Raw genomic sequence first — 16,608 nt, 5'->3', positions numbered from 1 at the left:
GCGTGTCCGACACGGCAGGTCGACGCGGCGAACGGATGATCGGCCAGGTGGCGGCGATGGTTCAAGGCGCGCCGAGGCGGCGCCCGATGCAAAGGGGGGCCGCACCCGCGGAGGACTCCAGACCGCGGGGGCGGCTCCTCCATGCCGATGTACCACGCACTCCAGGGAGTTCCCTTCATGCGTCAGCTCGCAGCCCTGACCGCCGCCGCCCTTCTCGCACTGACCCCCGTCGCGGCCGGCGCGGCTTCCGCCGACACCCCGGAGCCGACCCCGGCGCCGCTCCTCACGTCTGCGGACGCCATCCCGGGCAGCTACATCGTCACCCTCGACAAGAAGGTCGCCCCGGCGGCGTTCGCGAAGCGACTGGGCCTGGCGGCGAAGTTCACCTACACCAAGACGATCAACGGCTTCGCGGCGTCCCTCACGGCGGAGCAGCTGAAGTCCGTGCGTGGGGCGGTCGGTGTGACGTCCGTGACGGAGGACGCGACGGTGACCGCGCCGCCGACCCCCGCGAAGGGGGTCAGGACCAAGTCGCCGTCCAACTCCTGGGGCCTGGACCGCATCGACCAGCGGTTCCTGCCGCTGGACAACGACTTCAGCGCCAACCGCAGCGGCGAGGGCGTGACGGCGTACATCGTCGACAGCGGCATCGACTTCCGGCACCCCGACTTCGGCGGCCGTGCGCGGCCGGGCTTCGACGCGATCGGGGACGGCCGCAACGGCGGGGACTGCAACGGCCACGGCACGCACGTCGCGGGCACGGTCGGCGGGACGACCTTCGGCGTGGCGCGCAAGGTGAGCCTGGTCAGCGTCCGGGTCCTCGGCTGTGACAACCGCGGCTCCTGGTCGGGCATCATCGCGGGCTTCGACTGGGTGGCCAACAACATCCGGCAGCCGGCCGTCCTGAACGCCTCGCTGGGCGGCGGCCGGCTCGAAGCGGTCAACAACGCCGTGACCGCCGTGTCCGACCGGGGCGTCCTGCCGGTCATCGCGGCGGGCAACGACAACATCGACGCCTGCCGGGTCTCGCCCGCGTCCGCCGCACGCGTGGTGACGGTCGGCGCGACGAACCGCTTCGACGAGGAGACCGACTTCTCGAACTGGGGCACCTGCCTGGACCTCTACGCCCCCGGCAAGGACATCATCTCGGCGCGTCTGGGCGGCGGCAGCGTGGCCCTGGACGGTACGTCCATGGCCGCGCCGCACGTCACCGGTGTGGCCGCGCTCTACAAGTCGGAGCACCCGAACGCGCTGCCGGCGGAGGTGTCGGACTTCCTGGACGAGGTGTCCACGAAGGACATCGTCCAGAACCTCAGCGACGACAGCCCGAACAAGCTGCTGTTCACCGACGGTCTCTGATCGCTCAGAGCGACCCGACGAACCGGGCCCAGGCCTGCGCGTGGAACACCACGTGCGGGCCTTCGGGCTGCTTGGAGTCCCTCACGGGGACGAGGCCGGGGTGCCCGTCGGCCACTTCCAGGCAGTTGCCGCCGTCACCGCCGCTGTGAGTGGACTTCCGCCAGGTGGCCATCTCCACACAGCTGCCTCCACTACCGTCGCTGTAACTGGACTTGTGCCAGATGGCCATCGACAGGTCGTAGTCAGGCTGCTGCTTCACGTTCGTACCCCTCCACTACGGACTCGATCAAGGCCAGGGATTGTGCGGGCGACAGCGCACTGGCCGTGAGGAGATCGTAGGTCAGGGAGTGCCGAGAGACCGTGGCTGGATCGTCGAACAGCTGACCCGTTCCGTTGCCTTGAACGTAGGCGAGTGTCGGACCATCGTCGGATGCCAACAGCTGAAGTGAGCCGCCCATGGCGGCGTGTGCTCCCGCTCGGAACGGAATGACCTGGACGATGATCCGGTGTGCTCGGATCAGTGCGGTGATGTGCTTCAAGGCCTCTGCCATCACCCCTGGACCTCCCACCTCGCACCGCAGCACGGCCTCGCCGAACACGCACCACAACAGTGGAGTTGTTGGCTCGGCGAGCAGTGCGGCACGGTCCAGACGGTTCGTAACCAGTTCGTCGATCACCCGCTCCGGTGCCGTCGGCTGGTATGCGCGGCAGACAGCGCGCGCGTACGCCTCCGTCTGGAGCAATCCGGGGATGGTCAGTGGTGCGTACTCCCGGATGGCGGTCGCCCGAGCCTCGGCTTCGGCCGCCTCCGCGAAGTGGTCCGGGTACTTCGACTCGGCCGCTGCCACGCAGTTGCGCGCGAAGAAGCCGTCCGTGCCGAGGATCTCGTCGATCTGTTTGGCGTATTCGAGGTGCATCCGGCGCGTGCCGGCTTCGAGCTGGCCGATGAACGTGCCGCTGACGAAGAGCCGTTCGCCGAGTTCGGCCTGGCTCATGCCCGCGCGTTCGCGCGCTACGCGCAGCTCCGCGCCCAGGAGGGCGCGGGGTGAGGAGGAGGGATCGAGGTTCTTTCGTGCCATGGCAACTCCCTGAGCAACATGTGCGGTTGTTGCGGGGTCCGCACTTGAAAGGCTAGTGAGCGCGTCGCCACTCTGTGTGAAGAAGTTGGATACTCAGAGTGGAAAGGTGACATGTCATGGTGCTCTCCCCACAGGAGCGCATGCGGGCGGCCGAGGAGGCCGTCCAGCAGCTGCGGGAATCGCTCGCCGGGGTCGGTGTGCTGTTCCCCTCGCTGGACGTGGACCGGGTCTCGGCCGCCGGTACGTACGGCCTGCCGCTGGTCGACCTCGGCCGCTGCAACCTGGACACCGCGCTGCGGCTGGCCGCCGTCCTGCACGAGCGGGCGGCGGGCGCGTGAGTGAGTCCGTGGAGGCGGTGAACTTCGCCTTCGAACTCGGCTGGAAGCTGCGGGGGCTGGAGGCGGCCCTCGCCAGTGGCGCGTGGAGGCGTGGCGGCATGGGACTGTCCGTGCGGGTGCAGAGCGACGAGGGCGGCGGGCTCTGGACGGCCGTCGGGGACGACGGGGACCGGCGGGAGGCGCGGACGGCCGACACGGCGGACGAGGCGACCGCGCTGGTGCAGGAGGCCTTCGGGCTGACCGCATGGCGGCCCAAGCCGCCTCCGCCGCCGGGGTGGCAGCGGTTCACGCTGATCCACTGCCCGGTGGGGGAGCCGCCGAGCTACGAGCGCATCGAGGCGCGGCCGCCGCAGGGGTGCGTCGTCGAGTACGTCGGCGGGTACTTCGGGCTGCGCTGCGAACGGCCGGGGGCGCGGCTGCTGGATGCCGTCGCCGAGACCTGCCGGGAGGTCCGGACGGAGTACGGGCTGCTCATGTCAGACCTCGGCATCGAGAAGCTGTGGGAGTGGTCCGAGGACGGTACGGACGGCTGGGGTGCGGAGATCGTGGGCCAGCTGCTGCTGATGGCCGCCGAGCGCGGGCCGAAGCTCGGCTACGAGGTCGACGACCTGGTGCGGTTCTTGCGTACTGCCGCGGGCTGAGGCGTATTCAGCTGGTGATGCGTTCGCCGTCGTAATAGCCGCCCACGCAGTTGTAGATGCCAGTGGCGGAGTCGTACTCCACGGTTCCCTGGTGGGACTCGCACGTCGGTCCGGGGACGGTCGGTACGGCGCCCTGTGCAACGGAGATCGTGGCGCCGAAGGCGGCCAGTACGAGGGCGGCGGTGACCGCGAGAATTCGAGCACGCATGGGACTCCTCCGGGGGTCGAGCAACACCAATACGTCAACACCAGCCTCCCTCTGCGGCGGGTCCGGCGCACCCTGGTGGGGGGCGCACAAAGGGGCGCACAAGGAGGCGCTCGAGGGGCGCCGCTCGCGGTCGAGCGGCAGGCTGGTGTTATGGCGAACACGCCCGAGGTGTCCGTGGGGCCGCCTGGAGAACTCGGCTTGCGGCCGGTTTCGGTGGGCGGCAGGCGGGTCGGCAAGGCCGGATCCCTCAAGGAACTCCGAAAAATCCTGGATCGTGCCGGTGTGGAACCGGGGCACGAGATCCACTGGCTCGGCGGAGACCACACCGTCTGGCCGGACGTGGCGTGGGTGCGGCGAACCATTTGCTTCTTCATGGTCGTCGGCCTCCTCGCGACGGCATGTCCGCTCTTCCGGATCGGAATGTCGGACAGCGGCGATGCCCTCACGTACGCCGGACGGATCGCGGGACTCACCATCCTCGCCGTGGCCGTGGTGGAGGCGTTGGCCGCCCTGGCCGCCATCGACTACTGGACCAAGCGTCGATGGCGCTACTCGGGAGTGGTCGTTCTGGTCGGAGTCGCGATCTCCCTCCTCTGCAGCGTCGTCCTGCTCCTGCTGCAGATCGGCGAGCGGTTCACCGGTTACACCGAGGTCGGGATAGCCCTCGCTGTCTGGTCCTCGGTGGCCCTGTACGGACTTGTCAAATGCGGGGCGTGGAAGGGTCTCCGCGTTCCCAGGAAAGTCGCGATCGGGTTGATAATTTCCACCCTTCTCGCCACCGCCAACCTTGCATATTCGCAGATCTATCTTCCCTTTGTGACGATGCCGTTGATCCAGAGTGGGGCCGAGTTCAAGGAATCGAACATGGAAAAGGGGTCGCAGCGGGTGTATGTGACGGTCCATCTTTTCGTGAAGAACGCCGGCCAGGTGCCGGTCTACGTCCTCGGCAGCATCTACTGGGTCCATGGCGTGCCTGCGAGTAGCCGGTTCGACGCCAAGCCTGCCGCAGCCGACTTGATTTACGATGGAGAGTTCGTCTCGCCGGTCGGCCGCGTACTGAGTCCGGGGGAAGAGGTTGCCCAGGATGCGGTCATTGAGATAGACGGTGCGGTTCCTCACAAGTACGAAGCGGTCAGGGCCCGGACCGAGGTGTACGTGATCAGGAAAGACCGAATGAAGATGACCGCGGACTACGAGCGCTCCCTGACGTCGGGGAAGACGCTCAAGGATGACTGCCAGCCGGGGGATCCGGCCAATGCGGAGTACAGATACCGGACCCCTATCTCGAACAGCAGCGAAGTCCTGAACGTGACCCGCGGCCCACAGCGCATCACCCTGTGGAGGTTGGGCGGTAGGAATCCGCACGTCATCGTGGATGTGTCGCCACCGAACGCACGGATCTCCTACGACCCCCTCCACCCCAGAAGGAACGAAGAAGCCGCTGAACGGTACGGCCTCACGTATGTGCGCGGCTCCACGGCGGAGACGCCCTACGCAGAGCTCCTGGAAAAGGCCAGCACCACCGATAAGGGCGCGACCCCGCCCTCGCCCTCGACCGCGAGCCCGACCCCGACCCCCACACCGACCCCGACCCCGTTCCTGCCCCCGCTCCGGCCCCAGCCCCAGGCCCGGTGACCTGATCTCACGCCGGGGCGTCGGTGCGCAGCCGGGCGTGCAGGTGCTCGTCGTGCCAGCCGTCCGCGTGCAGGAGGGCGCCGCGCATGGTGCCCTCCAGGGGGAATCCGGCTTTCGTCGCGATGGCGCAGGAGGCCGGGTTGGCCACGGAGTGGGTGATCCGTATCCGGTGCAGGCCGAGGTCCTCGAAGGCCCAGCGGCTCACGCGTTCCGTGGCCGCCGCCATGACCCCGCGGCCGCGCCCGGCGGGCAGCAGCCAGTACAGGATCTCGCCGCTGCCGCCCGCGAGGTCGAGGTCGCCGATGCCGATGAGCCCGACGGCCGGGCCTCCGGTGGCCGGGGCGACGGCCCAGATCGCGGCCTCCTCGTCCTGCCAGCGGGCGTGCCAGCGGGCGATCCGCTCCTCGGCCTCGGCCGGGGTGAGGAGGGCGGGCCGGTTCCAGTGCCGGATGTCCGGGTCGAGGCAGGACTCGACGAGCGCGGGGACGTCGTGGGCCGCCCAGGGACGCAGCAGCATGCCGCCCGGCAGCTCGAACTCCGGCTGCGGCAGGGCGCGCATCCGGCCGGCGGGGACCACGGGAGGTATGGAGTTGATCATCCCTGCATCATGGCGGACTCGCGGCGCTATGCGGGGACCCGCTCCTTCGGGGGTGTTCCGGTGGCGGTCGTGGTGCCCGGGGCCTGGTCCGGGTCGGTGTCGAGGTCGGTCAGCATCTGGCGGGTGAAGCCGAAGAAGTAGGTGGCGACGAAGCCCACCAGGTAGCCGGTCAGCAGGCCGCCCGCGTAGATCGCGAGGGTGATGCCCGCGCCGGACTTGCCGTCGAGCAGGGGGAACAGGGCCCAGCCCGAGGGGCCGATGGCGGTGGAGCCGAAGGCGACGCCCAGCTGGTGGAAGAGGCCGACGAAGGCGCCGCCGGCCGCGCCGCCGATGCAGGCGGTGACGAAGGGTCGGCCGAGCGGCAGCGAGACGCCGTAGATCAGTGGTTCGCCGACGCCCAGGAAGCCGGCCGGGAGCGCGGACTTGATGGTGGCGCGGAGCGAGCCGTTGCGCGGGAGGCGGTAGTAGACGGCGATGGCCGCGCCGACCTGGCCCGCGCCCGCCATGGCGAGGATGGGCAGCAGGACGGTGTAGCCGTCCTGCTCGATGAGGGTGGTGTGGATGGGGATCAGGGCCTGGTGCAGGCCGAGCATCACCAGGGGGAGGAAGAGGCCGCCCAGGACCAGGCCCGCGAACGCGCCGCCGCCGGCGAGGAGCCGGTCGGCGAAGGCGCCGATGGCGGTGGAGGCCGCACCGGCGAGGTACATCAGGCCGAAGAGGGTGACCAGGCCCGAGATCAGCACGGTGAGGGTGGGGGTGACGAGGACGTCCAGGGTCTCCGGTACCCACTTGCGGCACCACTTCTCCACGTACACGGCGAGGAGGGCGGCGGCGAGCGCGCCGAGGACACCGCCCTGACCGGGCTTGAGCTCCAGGCCGAACGCGTCGATCTTCGCGACGCCCGGGAAGACGATGATCGCGGCGACCGCACCGCCCAGGATCGGCGTACCGCCGAACTCCTTGGCCGTGTTGTGGCCGACGAAGACCGCGATCAGGGACATGAACCCGGAGGCGATGGCGGCGAGGGCGGGCACGACGGCGGGCACCCATCCGAGGTTCGTCAGCAGGCCGTTCAGGCCGGCGATGATGCCGCAGCCGATCAGCGCCGGGATCAGCGGGACGAAGATGTTCGCGATCCGGCGCAGGAAGAGCTTGAAGGGGGTGGCGTTGCGGGCCTTCTGAGCCTCTTTCAGTGCCGCGCCCTGTGCGGCGAGGTCCTCCGCGGTGATCGCGCGGGCGGCCGGGGCCGGGGTCGGGGTCGGCGCGGCCGAGCGGGCCTCCGCGACGAGCGCTTCGAACTCGGGGGTCACGCGGGCGACGGCGCCCGGGCCCAGCACGATCTGATAGGTGTCGTCCTCGACCACGCCGAGTACCGCCGGCAGGGCGCGCAGGGCCTCGTCCTGGACCAGCGAGCGGTCGCGCAGCGAGATGCGCAGGCGGGTCATGCAGTGCGCGATCGAGGTGATGTTGTCCGGGCCGCCGACCAGCGGAAGGATCGCGGCGGCGGTGGCGCGGTTCTTGTCGGTGGACATGTGGGATCGCCTTGGCTCGGAGGTCAGCGGGTGTGGGCGGGGGCGAGTTCGAGGGCGGCGCGCAGATGGCCCTGCGAGGCGGCGAGCAGCTCGGCGGCCGTGGGGCCGTCGACCCCGCCGAGGACGACGAGTACGGCGTTCTTCACCTCGCCGCCGGTGGCGGTCAGCGCGGCCTCGATCTCCGCGTCGGGCGCGCCGGTGGCCAGCGCCACGATGCGGCGGGCGCGGGCGCGCAGCTTCTCGTTCGAGGAGCGCATGTCGACCATCAGGTTCCCGTAGGTCTTCCCGAGACGGATCATCGTGATGGTCGAGATGAGGTTGAGGACGAGCTTCTGCGCGGTGCCGGCCTTCAGACGGGTGGATCCGGTGAGGAGTTCGGGTCCGACGACGACCTCGATGCCGTGGTCGGCGGCGGCGGCGAGGGCGGATCCGGCGTTGCAGGAGAGCCCGACGGTGAGCGCGCCGCGGGTTCGGGCGAACTCGACGGCGCCGATCGCGTACGGGGTGCGGCCGGAGGCGGAGATGCCGACGACCGTGTCGTGCGGCCCGATCTCCAGGGCGGTGAGGTCCGCGGCGGCCAGCTCCTCGGAGTCCTCGGCGCCTTCGACGGCCTTGACCATGGCGGACGGTCCGCCCGCGATCAGGCCGACGACGTCGGCCGGGTCGGTGTTGAAGGTGGGCGGGCACTCGCTGGCGTCCAGGACGCCCATCCGGCCGGCCGTGCCGGCGCCCGCGTAGACCAGCCGCCCGCCCCGGGCCATGCGCTCGGCGATCGCGTCGACGGCGGCGGCGATCCGCGGGAGCTGCGCGGCGACGGCGGCCGGGACGGTGGCGTCCTCGGCGTTCATGGTGCGGGCGATGTCGAGGGTGGACAGCCGGTCGATCTCGGCGAGGTCCTGGCGGAAGGCCTCGGTGGTGAGGGTGTCCAGCTGGGCGCGGAGTTCTTCGTACGCGGTCATGCGGCTCCCTGGTCTGCTGTGCGGAAAGAGGGCCTTCATCGGCGGGCCCTCGCGGGTCCACAATGGGCGCATGGACCACGCGACCCCCTTGGAGCAGGCGCTGCACGTCGCCCGCGCCCTTGTTCTCGCCGACCTCGCCGCCGGCGAGGTCGCCGAAGCCGATGTCGTCTCCCTCGTCGAGGACTCGGTCACGCACCGCCGGTGGTGGGTGGAGCAGTGGCCGGAGGGTGTCGACTACCTTGCCGGACTTGTCGCCCAAGACGTGAAGGACGCGCTGCTGGAGAAGTACGGACGATGGCCGCTGTGCCCGGTCTGCAACCACGGAGACCCGCACGCGCTGGACGTGGAGCCGGAGCTGGGACCCGACCCGCACTGGGTGTGCTCGGAGGCGGGGGTGAAGGTGGCCGCGATCGGCGGCCTGGGCCCGGTCCTCGGCCGCCGGTGAGCCGCCCGTGACCGTCTACATCGACCCGCCGACCTGGCCGGGCCACGGCCGCATGTGGTCGCACCTGGTCAGCGACGTCTCGTACGAGGAGCTGCACGCCTTCGCGGCGGCCATCGGGTGTCCGCCGCGCGCCTTCGAGCGGGACCACTACGACGTGCCCTCGTACCGGTACGCGGACGCGGTCGGCGCCGGCGCGGTGGAGATCGGCAGCAAGGAACTGGTCCGCCGCCTCACCGCGGCGGGCCTGCGCCGCCCGAAGGGCCGGCCGGTGGCCTAGGAGCTCGGAGCCGGGGCCGGGGTCGGTTCCGGGACGGAGGGGGGCTGGGCCGCCGGCGGGAGCTGCCAGACGTGGTCCGGGGTCACGATCTTGGTGACCGTGTTGGCGATGAGCGAGCTCAGGTTGCCGAACTTCCCGTCGACGTCGGAGTTCACCACGATCACCATGGTGGCGCGGGCCTGCGGGAGCCGGACGGCGACGGTCTCGTAGCCGGGCAGCTCGCCGTTGTGGCCGATCCAGCCGTCGAGCTCGGCGATGCCGAGCCCGTAGCGCACGTCGGGGTGTCCGGTGGGCAGCATGCGCAGCCGCTGGGCCTGGGTGGCCGGCTCCAGCAGGCGGTCGCCGTCGGGCAGCTTCCCGCTGACCAGGGTCGGGACCCAGGAGTGCAGGTCGTCCATGGTGGAGATCGTCGCGCCGGCCGCCCAGGCCCAGGACGGATTCCAGGTGGAGGCGTCGACGGTCGCGCCGTTCGGGGTGAAGTTCGTGTAGCCGTGCACGTACGGGGACGCGATCTCCGCGCCGGTCGGCAGCGAGGTCGCGTCCAGGCCGGCCGGTTCGAAGACGTGCTGCTGCAGGTAGGTGTGCAGGGGCTGCCCGCCGACCTTCTCGACGAGCAGGCCGAGCACGACGGTGTTGGTGTTGGAGTACTCCCAGCGCGTGCCCGGCGGGAAGTTGGCCGGGTGCCGGAAAGCGGTGTCCAGCAGCTCCTGCGGGGTCCAGGCGCGGTGCGGGTCGGCCTTGTAGGTGGCGAGCAGGCGCGGGTCCTCGGTGTAGTTGTAGAGGCCGCTGCGCATGTCGGCGAGCTGCCGGACGGTGATCCTGTCGCCGCCGGGCACGCCGTCGAGGTACGTCGAGATCGGCGCGTCGAGCCGTACCTTCCCGTCGTCGACGAGCTGGAGGACGGCGGTGACGGTGAAGGTCTTGGTGACGCTGCCGATGCGGGTGTGCATATCGGTCTTGATGGGGGTGCCGGTGGCCTTGTCGGAGGTGCCGAAGGCACGCACGTAGGGGTCTTCGCCGTCGATCCACAGGCCGACGCCCACCCCGGGGATGTCGGCCTTGCGCATGGCCGCGGTGATCGCGTCGTCGAGCTGCTCGGCGGTCACCGGGTCGATGTCGACCCGGCCCGGCGGGGCGGCCGCGGGAGCCTGGCCCGCGCACAGCGCGGTGAGCAGCAGGGAGGCGGCTGCCAAGACGGTGGGCGCGCGGTACCGGCCCATGGAGGATCACCTCTGACGCACGTCCCCGAGCGGTCACCGGCTCCCCGAGCGGACCTTCCCATCGTAGGAAGCCGGGTCCGGGGCGGCGACCGGGACCAGGACCGCGGTCGGGCGCGGTCAGGCGCGGGCGGGAGCCTCGGCGGGGGTCGGGGTGGCGCCGCCCGTGGCGATCACGCGGGTCGCCTGCGCCGGCGTACGGCGGCGGTCCAGGCGCAGGGCGAGCACGGTGAGGGTGATCGCGGTGACGGTCATGGCGGCGCCCGCCCAGGCGGTGGCGGCGAAGCCCAGGCCCGCGTCGATCACGGTGCCGCCGAGCCAGGGGCCGCCGGTGTTGCCGAGGTTGAAGGCGGCCGTGGTGGTGGCGCCGGCCAGGGTCGGGGCGGCGCCGGCCACGTTGAACATGCGGGCGTTGAGCGCCGGGGCGGTGAAGAAGGCCGAGAAGCCGAGCAGGAAGGCCAGGGCGATCGCCGCGGCGGCGGTGGAGGCCAGCAGGGCGAGCGCGGTGAGGAAGACGGTCGAGGCGGTGATGCCCCAGATCATCACGCCGAACAGGTGCGCGTCGGCGACCCGGCCGCCGACGGTCGTGCCGGCCAGCGCGCCGATGCCGAAGAGGCCGAGGATCCACGGGACCCACCGCGAGTCCAGCCCGGCCGCGTCCGTGAGCAGCGGTGACAGGTAGCTGAAGGCGCAGAAGACGCCGCCCGCGGCCAGTGCGGTGATGCCGATGGAGAGCCACACCTGGCGGTCGCGGTAGATGCGCAGCTCGCGCCGGAGCGAGGGCTTCTCGGCGGGCAGCGGGATCTTCGGGATCAGCGCGAGGATGCCGACGAGGGCGATCGCGGAGGCGGCGGCGACCGACCAGAAGGCGGAGCGCCAGCCCAGGTGCTCGCCGAGGAAGGCGCCGGCGGGGACGCCGAGGACGTTCGCGATCGACAGGCCGCCGATCATGACGGCCATCGCGCGGGCCCGCTGGTCCTTGTCGACCATGGCGATGGCGACGGCCGCGCCCACGGCCCAGAAGCCGGCGCACGCGAACGCGGAGACCACGCGGGAGGCGAAGAGGAGCTCGTAGGTGGGGGCCAGCGCGCCCGCGACCTGCCCGAGGCCGAAGAGGCTGATGAGGGCGATGAGGGTGGTGCGGCGGGGGAGCCGCAGGGTGGCCACGGCCAGCAGCGGTGCGCCCACGACCATGCCGATCGCGAAGGCGGATATGAGCAGGCCCGCCTGCGGGATGGTGACGCCCATGTCCTCGGCGATGGGCGGCAGCAGTCCGGAGAGCATGAATTCGCTGGTGCCGAGCGCGAAGACGGACAGGCCGAGGACGTACACGGCGACGGGCATGCGGGGGCGTGCGGCTGCTGCGGGCATGACTGTCACCAACCGGCGTGAACGCGATCAAATTCCCCGGCCGTCGGCAGGGGCGTCGGCGGGATCGGTGAGGCCGGCGAGTTCCGCGGCGAGGTTGGCGCGGGCCGGGGCCTCCCAGTGCGCGGCCCCGTAGGGCGTGCGGAAGAGCCGCGGCAGGCCGAGGAGCTGGCGCAGTACGGCGGCGCGGCCGGCGCGGAAGGCGTCGTCGGGGACGAAGCCGTACTCGGCGCGGACGGCGGCCGCGTAGGCGGCGTAGGCGTCGGGCTCCCCGGCCAGGACGGCCAGGTCGGCGTCGCAGAGGGCCTCGCCGTCGGTGTCCTCGGGGGCGGGGTCGTGGGTGACGGTGAGCCGGACGAGGCGGGCCACCTCGGCGGTGCGCGCGGGGCCGATGCCGAGCTCGGGGAGGGCGCGCTCGGCGAGGGCGGCGCTGCGCTCCTCGTTCTCGGACCGGTCGGGGCGGTAGACGGCGTCGTGGAACCAGGCGGCGAGCCGGACGGCGGCCGGGTCGGCGGCGTGCGGGGCCAGTACGTCGATCCGCGCGAGTACGTCGGCCAGGTGCGCGGTGGTGTGGTACCGGCGCTGCGGTTCCGCCCAGGCGGCGAGGAGGCGGTCGGCGTAGGGCGCGGGATCGCGGTCGGCGGGGGCGCCGGCGGCGGTGACGGTCGCCTGCCAGCGGGCCCGCAGGTCGGCGGTGTCCGGGTGGGTGTCGCTGCTCTGGGTGCCTGTGTCCATGGGCACATTGTGGGGTGGCGAGATTGTGCTGGTGAAGGGCGGGCGGAGGCCCGTATTCTGAATATTGGACTAGACCTCTAGTGGGTTTTCCTGAGTTTCCCCGAGCTTTCCGAAGAAGGATGGGATCGAATGAGCAACCGTGCGCTCCTGGAGGTGATCGCCCTCGACGTGGAGGACGCGGTCGCGGCCCAGGCCGGTGGGGCGGACCGACTCGAACTGGTCACCGACATGGCCGCCGACGGGCTCACCCCGCCGCGCGAGACCTTCGCGGCGATCAGGGCGGCGGTCGACATCCCGCTGCGCGTGATGCTCCGCAAGACGGACGGTTTCGCGGCCGGCGACGTCTCCGCCTTGGCCCGGGCGGCACGGGAACTGCGGGCGGAGGGCGCGCAGGAGTTCGTCCTCGGCTTCCTGGACGCCGACGGCGCCCCCGACCTGGCCGCGGTCGAGGCGGTCGTCGCGGAGCTGGACGGCTGCCGCTGGACCTTCCACCGGGCCATCGACCGCGCGGCGGACCGGGACCAGCTGCGCAAGGCGCTGGCCGATGCGCCGGGGCTGGACACGTACCTCACGGCGGGCTCGGCCGCGGGGGTGGAGGCCGGGGTGCCGGTGCTGCTGGCGGAGGCGGCGCGGCGTGGTGAGCCGGGGTACGGGGCGCGGATCCTGGTGGGCGGCGGGCTGGCGCTCGCGCACCTGCCCGTGCTGCGCGCGGGCGGGATCGACGCCTTCCACATCGGCGGCGCGGCGCGTCCCTCCGGGTGGGGCGGTCCGGTCTCGGCGGCCGCCGTCGCGGACTGGCGCACCGCCCTGTCCTGACGGGGGCTCCGCCCCCGGACCCCCGCGCCTCAAACGCCGGCGAGGCTCGATTTAGCCTCGCCGGCGTTTGAGGCGCGGGGTCCGGGGCGGAGCCCCAGGAGGGCGGGCCGCAGGTCAGGTCAGGGCGGCCGGGAGCGGGGCCGCGTGGAGGGCCGTCAGGCCCGAGACCGCGCGGGTGAGGCAGACGTACAGGCGGCGCAGCCCCGTCCGCTCGTCCGGCTCGCCGTCCACGATCGCCGCGGGCTCGTCCAGGACCACGTAGTCGTACTCCAGACCCTTCGCCAGCGACGCCGGGACGAGGGTCAGCCGCGACTCGGCGGTGGTCTCCTCGCCGGGAGACAGGTACGGCAGCCCCGCCTCCGCCAGCGCCTCGGCCAGCACCGGGATCCGCGCGTCCGCCGCGATCAGGCCGATCGAGCCCTCGTGCGCCAAAGAGTCGCGGCAGGACGCCACCACCGCCGCGGTGAGGTCCGAGGTCTCCTCGATCCGCAGCGATCCCGGCGTCTCGCGGACGGAGGAGACCGGCGCCAGGCCCGGGGAGATCGACGGCAGCAGCCGGGAGGCGTAGGCGATCACCTCGCGCGGCACGCGGAAGCCCGCCGTCAGCTCCTCCACCACCGCCTGCGGCTTGCCCAGGTGCGCGAGGGCCTCGTCCCAGCTGCGCGTGGCCCACGGCGTGGTGCCCTGCGCGAGGTCGCCGAGGACCGTCGCCGAGCCCGTGGTGCAGCGCCGTCCCACCGCCCGGTACTGCATCGGCGACAGGTCCTGGGCCTCGTCGAGGACGACATGGCCGAGCGAATGCGTCCGCTCCACCAGGTCGGCCGTCTCGTCGATCAGGACCAGGTCCGCCGCCGACCACTTCGCCGACTTCACGCTGCGGAACGGCTTCGGCCACAGCAGGAGCTTCTGCTCGTCCTCGGTGAGCAAGTCCGCCGCGTGCAGGGCGAGGAACTCGGGGTCGGACAGCAGGCGCAGGACCAGCTTCGCCGGTTCGACGGCCGGCCAGATCTCCTTGACCGCCGCCTTCACCGCCGCGTTGCGGGCCACCGCGTCCTGCACCCGGTCGTCCGGGGCCTCGCCCGCCTGCTCCATCCGTACGAGCACCGCGTGCGCGATGCGCTGCGGCAGGGCCTCCCGGGCCGCGCCGTAGCGGATGTCGCGCTTCTGCAGCTCCTCGACCATCTCCTCCAGCTCGTACGCGGGCACCCGCCAGCGGCGCGAGCCGCGGACCACCATCAGCGGCTCCGTGGGGCGCGTGACGTGCGAGCGGACGGCGCGGCCCAGTACCTCCGCCATCCGGGCGTCGCCCTTGACCACGGCGGTTTCGGCGGCGTCCGTGCCGCGTACCTCCAGGCCGGGGCGGGCGACCAGGTCGTCGACGGTGGCCTGCTTGACCTCCAGCTCGCCCAGGGCCGGCAGGACCTGCTCGATGTAGTGCAGGAAGGAACGGTTCGGCCCGATGACGAGCGTGCCCGTGCGGGCGAGGCGGTCGCGGTGCGCGTAGAGCAGGTACGCGACCCGGTGCAGGCCGACGGCGGTCTTCCCGGTGCCGGGGCCGCCCTGCACGCAGACGGAACCGGCCAGGCCGGAGCGGACGAGTTTGTCCTGCTCGGGCTGGATCGTGGCGACGATGTCCCGCATCGGGCCGACGCGCGGGCGCTCGATCTCCTGCTGGAGCAGCTTGCTGACGGCGGCCGCCTCGCCGGGGTCGGACAGGTGCTCGTCCTCGTACGCCGTGAGCTCGCCGCCGGTGTACCCGAAGCGCCTGCGCAGCGCGATGTCCTGCGGGTCGGTCTTGGAGGCCCGGTAGAACGGCTGGGAGACGGGCGCGCGCCAGTCGATGACCATCGGGTCGCCGTCGGCGTCGTGGACGTGGCGGCGGCCGATGTAGAACTGCTCGCCCTCCGCGCCCTCGGCGAGCTCCGCGCCGGGGGCGTGCAGGTAGTTGAGGCGGCCGAAGAACAGCGGGGTGTGGGCGAGGTCGGCGAGGGCTTTGATGCGGTCGTCGATCTGGGCCTGGAGGACGACCGCGTTGACCCAGTTCGCGGTGACGTCACGGATGTCGAGGGACTCGACGTCCTCGCGCATGGCGCGCAGGGCGGAGCGCGAGGCGGCGAGGTGGGCCCGCTCGCGGCCCAGCGGGTCGCCGGGCGCGGTCGGGTTCGCGGTCGGGTCGTCGTGCGTGGTCTCGGGGGCGTGCGCGGGCACGGAACTGCCTCCAGCTGCTGGATGCGGAACAGATGGCCCGCCGGTTTCCGGCCGGAGGGCGGCTCTCCCCGATGAGGCGGCGGGAGGCGGCAAGAGCGGAGATTCTAGCCACCGGGGCGGTGCGGCGCGAACGAATATCGGGTGCGGGGATCAGGCGGTCAGGGGATCCGGAGAGAGGTGAGGAGCTGCTGGTGCATCGCCTTCAGGTCCTTCTCGTTCTTCTCGGGACCGTAGGTCAGGGCCATGACGAGATGGTCGTCGTCGGAGATGAAGCGGATGGAGCCGACCGCGGCCCCGTCGGCGTCCTCGCCGGAGAGGCTCGCGTCGAGGGCCGGGCGGCCGTCCACCGTCGTCTTGCGGACGTTGTCACTGGTCAGGGTCCCGCCGCCGGTCAGGCCGTACGCGTCGACGAAGCCCTTGAGGGCGTCCTCCAGCGGCATTTGGTCGCCCGGCATGTCGTAGACGGCGAAGCCGGTGGCTCCGGCCGGGGTCTCCACCCCGTACACGCGGGCGTCGACCGATCCGCTCTCCATGGGGATGGCGCCCATGCGGACCTTGGCCTTTCCGGGCAGCTCGGCCGTGATGCCGCTGGGGGGATCGGTGGTCTTCACCGCGCCCTGGGCGGGCGGGGTGGTCGGTGGTGCGGGCGTGGGGGCGGCAGCGGCCGCGGCGACGGGTGCCGGGGCGGCGAACGCGGTGGCGGAGGGCAGCAGCCCGCCTGTGACCAGGGCTGTCGATGCGGAGAGCAGCGCGAGGCGCCGCGTCCGGGAACGGTGGGTCATGCGGATCACTCCCATGGGGTGGTCGGCGGCACCGCGGACCTTCCCAGGGTCCGTCCCGACCGGCACCCGTGCATCCGGACGGGTGTCGTACCCGGGAGTGTCAGACCTTGGTATCCACCCCTAGGGGTACGCATGCGACGGGAGGAGGACCCGGGGGGCCGTGAGGTTCCCTCCCGGGAGCGATGTGCGCGACGGCGCGAAAACGCACCATGGATGCATGAGCCCCGCAACCTTCACCTCGATCCAGGGCAGCCGTCCTAGCGGCGCCGACTCCGACTCCCTTCCGCAGGGCGGCCTCGGCGGCATGCTGCGCGCCGTCAAGATCTTCGCGGCGACCGCCGTCAGCGTCGTCGTGCTCGGTGAATACGCCGAGGACGCGGGCGTCATACGCCACTGACCTCGAGCCCCGCC

The 16,608-nt window shown here is 71.9% G+C and carries 19 protein-coding genes; 8 read left to right on the top strand and 11 right to left on the bottom strand.

The window, feature by feature from the left end:
* Nucleotides 1–177 precede the first annotated feature (177 nt).
* A complete protein-coding gene (locus JYK04_RS19880; protein ID WP_189735044.1) occupies nucleotides 178–1,359 on the top strand; it encodes a S8 family peptidase in 1,182 nt (393 codons plus the stop codon).
* Nucleotides 1,360–1,363: 4 nt separating this feature from the next.
* Here the strand turns inward: JYK04_RS19880 and JYK04_RS19875 are convergent, their stop codons facing one another.
* Nucleotides 1,364–1,588, bottom strand: coding sequence for a DUF397 domain-containing protein (locus tag JYK04_RS19875; RefSeq protein ID WP_189735642.1), 225 nt, complete (start codon nucleotides 1,586–1,588; stop codon nucleotides 1,364–1,366).
* Nucleotides 1,589–1,601: 13 nt separating this feature from the next.
* Nucleotides 1,602–2,438 (bottom strand): helix-turn-helix domain-containing protein, encoded by an 837-nt coding sequence (locus JYK04_RS19870; RefSeq protein WP_189735046.1) that lies wholly within the window; start codon nucleotides 2,436–2,438, stop codon nucleotides 1,602–1,604.
* Nucleotides 2,439–2,554: 116 nt separating this feature from the next.
* Between JYK04_RS19870 and JYK04_RS19865 the strand changes: the two genes are divergently transcribed.
* Together JYK04_RS19865 and JYK04_RS41290 are read left to right on the top strand one after the other, a co-directional pair.
* A complete protein-coding gene (locus JYK04_RS19865; RefSeq protein WP_189735048.1) occupies nucleotides 2,555–2,776 on the top strand; it encodes a hypothetical protein in 222 nt (73 codons plus the stop codon).
* Nucleotides 2,773–3,417, top strand: coding sequence for a hypothetical protein (locus tag JYK04_RS41290; protein WP_229875080.1), 645 nt, complete (start codon nucleotides 2,773–2,775; stop codon nucleotides 3,415–3,417). The genes JYK04_RS19865 and JYK04_RS41290 overlap by 4 nt, the downstream gene beginning before the upstream one ends.
* Before the next feature lie 7 nt (nucleotides 3,418–3,424).
* Here JYK04_RS41290 and JYK04_RS19855 read toward each other — a convergent pair whose 3' ends face one another.
* Nucleotides 3,425–3,625 carry a hypothetical protein gene (locus tag JYK04_RS19855; protein ID WP_189735050.1) on the bottom strand — a complete coding sequence of 67 codons (201 nt, stop codon included), beginning with the start codon at nucleotides 3,623–3,625 and terminating at the stop codon, nucleotides 3,425–3,427.
* A gap of 150 nt (nucleotides 3,626–3,775) precedes the next feature.
* Here JYK04_RS19855 and JYK04_RS19850 point away from each other — a divergent pair, with 150 nt between their 5' ends.
* The gene (locus tag JYK04_RS19850; protein ID WP_189735052.1) at nucleotides 3,776–5,260 is read left to right on the top strand and encodes a hypothetical protein; all 1,485 of its coding nucleotides are present in this window, start codon (nucleotides 3,776–3,778) and stop codon (nucleotides 5,258–5,260) included.
* Between the two features lie 7 nt (nucleotides 5,261–5,267).
* Here the strand turns inward: JYK04_RS19850 and JYK04_RS19845 are convergent, their stop codons facing one another.
* Genes JYK04_RS19845 through murQ form a run of 3 tightly spaced genes read right to left on the bottom strand, consistent with a single transcriptional unit; the run spans nucleotide 5,268 to nucleotide 8,349 of the window.
* The gene (locus JYK04_RS19845) at nucleotides 5,268–5,858 is read right to left on the bottom strand and encodes a GNAT family N-acetyltransferase (protein WP_189735055.1); all 591 of its coding nucleotides are present in this window, start codon (nucleotides 5,856–5,858) and stop codon (nucleotides 5,268–5,270) included.
* Nucleotides 5,859–5,884: 26 nt separating this feature from the next.
* A complete protein-coding gene (locus tag JYK04_RS19840; RefSeq protein WP_189735057.1) occupies nucleotides 5,885–7,390 on the bottom strand; it encodes a PTS transporter subunit EIIC in 1,506 nt (501 codons plus the stop codon).
* Between the two features lie 23 nt (nucleotides 7,391–7,413).
* The gene (gene murQ, locus JYK04_RS19835) at nucleotides 7,414–8,349 is read right to left on the bottom strand and encodes an N-acetylmuramic acid 6-phosphate etherase (protein WP_189735059.1); all 936 of its coding nucleotides are present in this window, start codon (nucleotides 8,347–8,349) and stop codon (nucleotides 7,414–7,416) included.
* A gap of 70 nt (nucleotides 8,350–8,419) precedes the next feature.
* On the opposite strand from murQ, the gene JYK04_RS19830 reads away from it, so the two are divergent.
* Both JYK04_RS19830 and JYK04_RS19825 read left to right on the top strand, forming a co-directional pair.
* Nucleotides 8,420–8,794 (top strand): hypothetical protein, encoded by a 375-nt coding sequence (locus tag JYK04_RS19830; RefSeq protein ID WP_189735061.1) that lies wholly within the window; start codon nucleotides 8,420–8,422, stop codon nucleotides 8,792–8,794.
* A gap of 7 nt (nucleotides 8,795–8,801) precedes the next feature.
* Nucleotides 8,802–9,071 (top strand): DUF4031 domain-containing protein, encoded by a 270-nt coding sequence (locus JYK04_RS19825; protein ID WP_189735063.1) that lies wholly within the window; start codon nucleotides 8,802–8,804, stop codon nucleotides 9,069–9,071.
* Here the strand turns inward: JYK04_RS19825 and JYK04_RS19820 are convergent.
* The 3 genes from JYK04_RS19820 to JYK04_RS19810 all read right to left on the bottom strand — a co-directional run bounded on the left by JYK04_RS19820 (nucleotide 9,068) and on the right by JYK04_RS19810 (nucleotide 12,391).
* On the bottom strand, nucleotides 9,068–10,291 hold the full coding sequence (locus tag JYK04_RS19820) for a serine hydrolase domain-containing protein (protein ID WP_189735065.1): 1,224 nt from the start codon (nucleotides 10,289–10,291) through the stop codon (nucleotides 9,068–9,070). The two genes, JYK04_RS19825 and JYK04_RS19820, sit on opposite strands and share 4 nt — an antisense overlap.
* A gap of 117 nt (nucleotides 10,292–10,408) precedes the next feature.
* Complete coding sequence (locus tag JYK04_RS19815; protein ID WP_189735645.1) at nucleotides 10,409–11,632, bottom strand: Cmx/CmrA family chloramphenicol efflux MFS transporter; 1,224 nt, start codon at nucleotides 11,630–11,632, stop codon at nucleotides 10,409–10,411.
* 54 nt (nucleotides 11,633–11,686) lie between these two features.
* On the bottom strand, nucleotides 11,687–12,391 hold the full coding sequence (locus JYK04_RS19810; protein ID WP_189735067.1) for an HD domain-containing protein: 705 nt from the start codon (nucleotides 12,389–12,391) through the stop codon (nucleotides 11,687–11,689).
* Between the two features lie 129 nt (nucleotides 12,392–12,520).
* On the opposite strand from JYK04_RS19810, the gene JYK04_RS19805 reads away from it, so the two are divergent.
* Entirely contained in the window at nucleotides 12,521–13,207 is a 687-nt protein-coding gene (locus tag JYK04_RS19805) for a copper homeostasis protein CutC (RefSeq protein ID WP_189735069.1), read from the top strand.
* A 114-nt stretch (nucleotides 13,208–13,321) separates the two neighbouring features.
* On the opposite strand, the gene JYK04_RS19800 is transcribed toward JYK04_RS19805, so the two are convergent.
* Together JYK04_RS19800 and JYK04_RS19795 are read right to left on the bottom strand one after the other, a co-directional pair.
* Nucleotides 13,322–15,295: a HelD family protein gene (locus JYK04_RS19800; RefSeq protein ID WP_373297396.1), complete on the bottom strand. Its 1,974-nt coding sequence runs from the start codon at nucleotides 15,293–15,295 to the stop codon at nucleotides 13,322–13,324.
* A gap of 278 nt (nucleotides 15,296–15,573) precedes the next feature.
* A complete protein-coding gene (locus JYK04_RS19795) occupies nucleotides 15,574–16,197 on the bottom strand; it encodes a hypothetical protein (RefSeq protein WP_189735073.1) in 624 nt (207 codons plus the stop codon).
* A gap of 217 nt (nucleotides 16,198–16,414) precedes the next feature.
* On the opposite strand from JYK04_RS19795, the gene JYK04_RS19790 reads away from it, so the two are divergent.
* Nucleotides 16,415–16,594, top strand: a complete 180-nt coding sequence (locus tag JYK04_RS19790; RefSeq protein ID WP_189735075.1) for a hypothetical protein — start codon at nucleotides 16,415–16,417, stop codon at nucleotides 16,592–16,594.
* The last annotated feature ends 14 nt before the right edge of the window (nucleotides 16,595–16,608 follow it).

The organism is Streptomyces nojiriensis (genome assembly GCF_017639205.1).
Taxonomy (GTDB): domain Bacteria; phylum Actinomycetota; class Actinomycetes; order Streptomycetales; family Streptomycetaceae; genus Streptomyces; species Streptomyces nojiriensis.
This window is presented reverse-complemented; position numbering and strand designations above follow the sequence as displayed.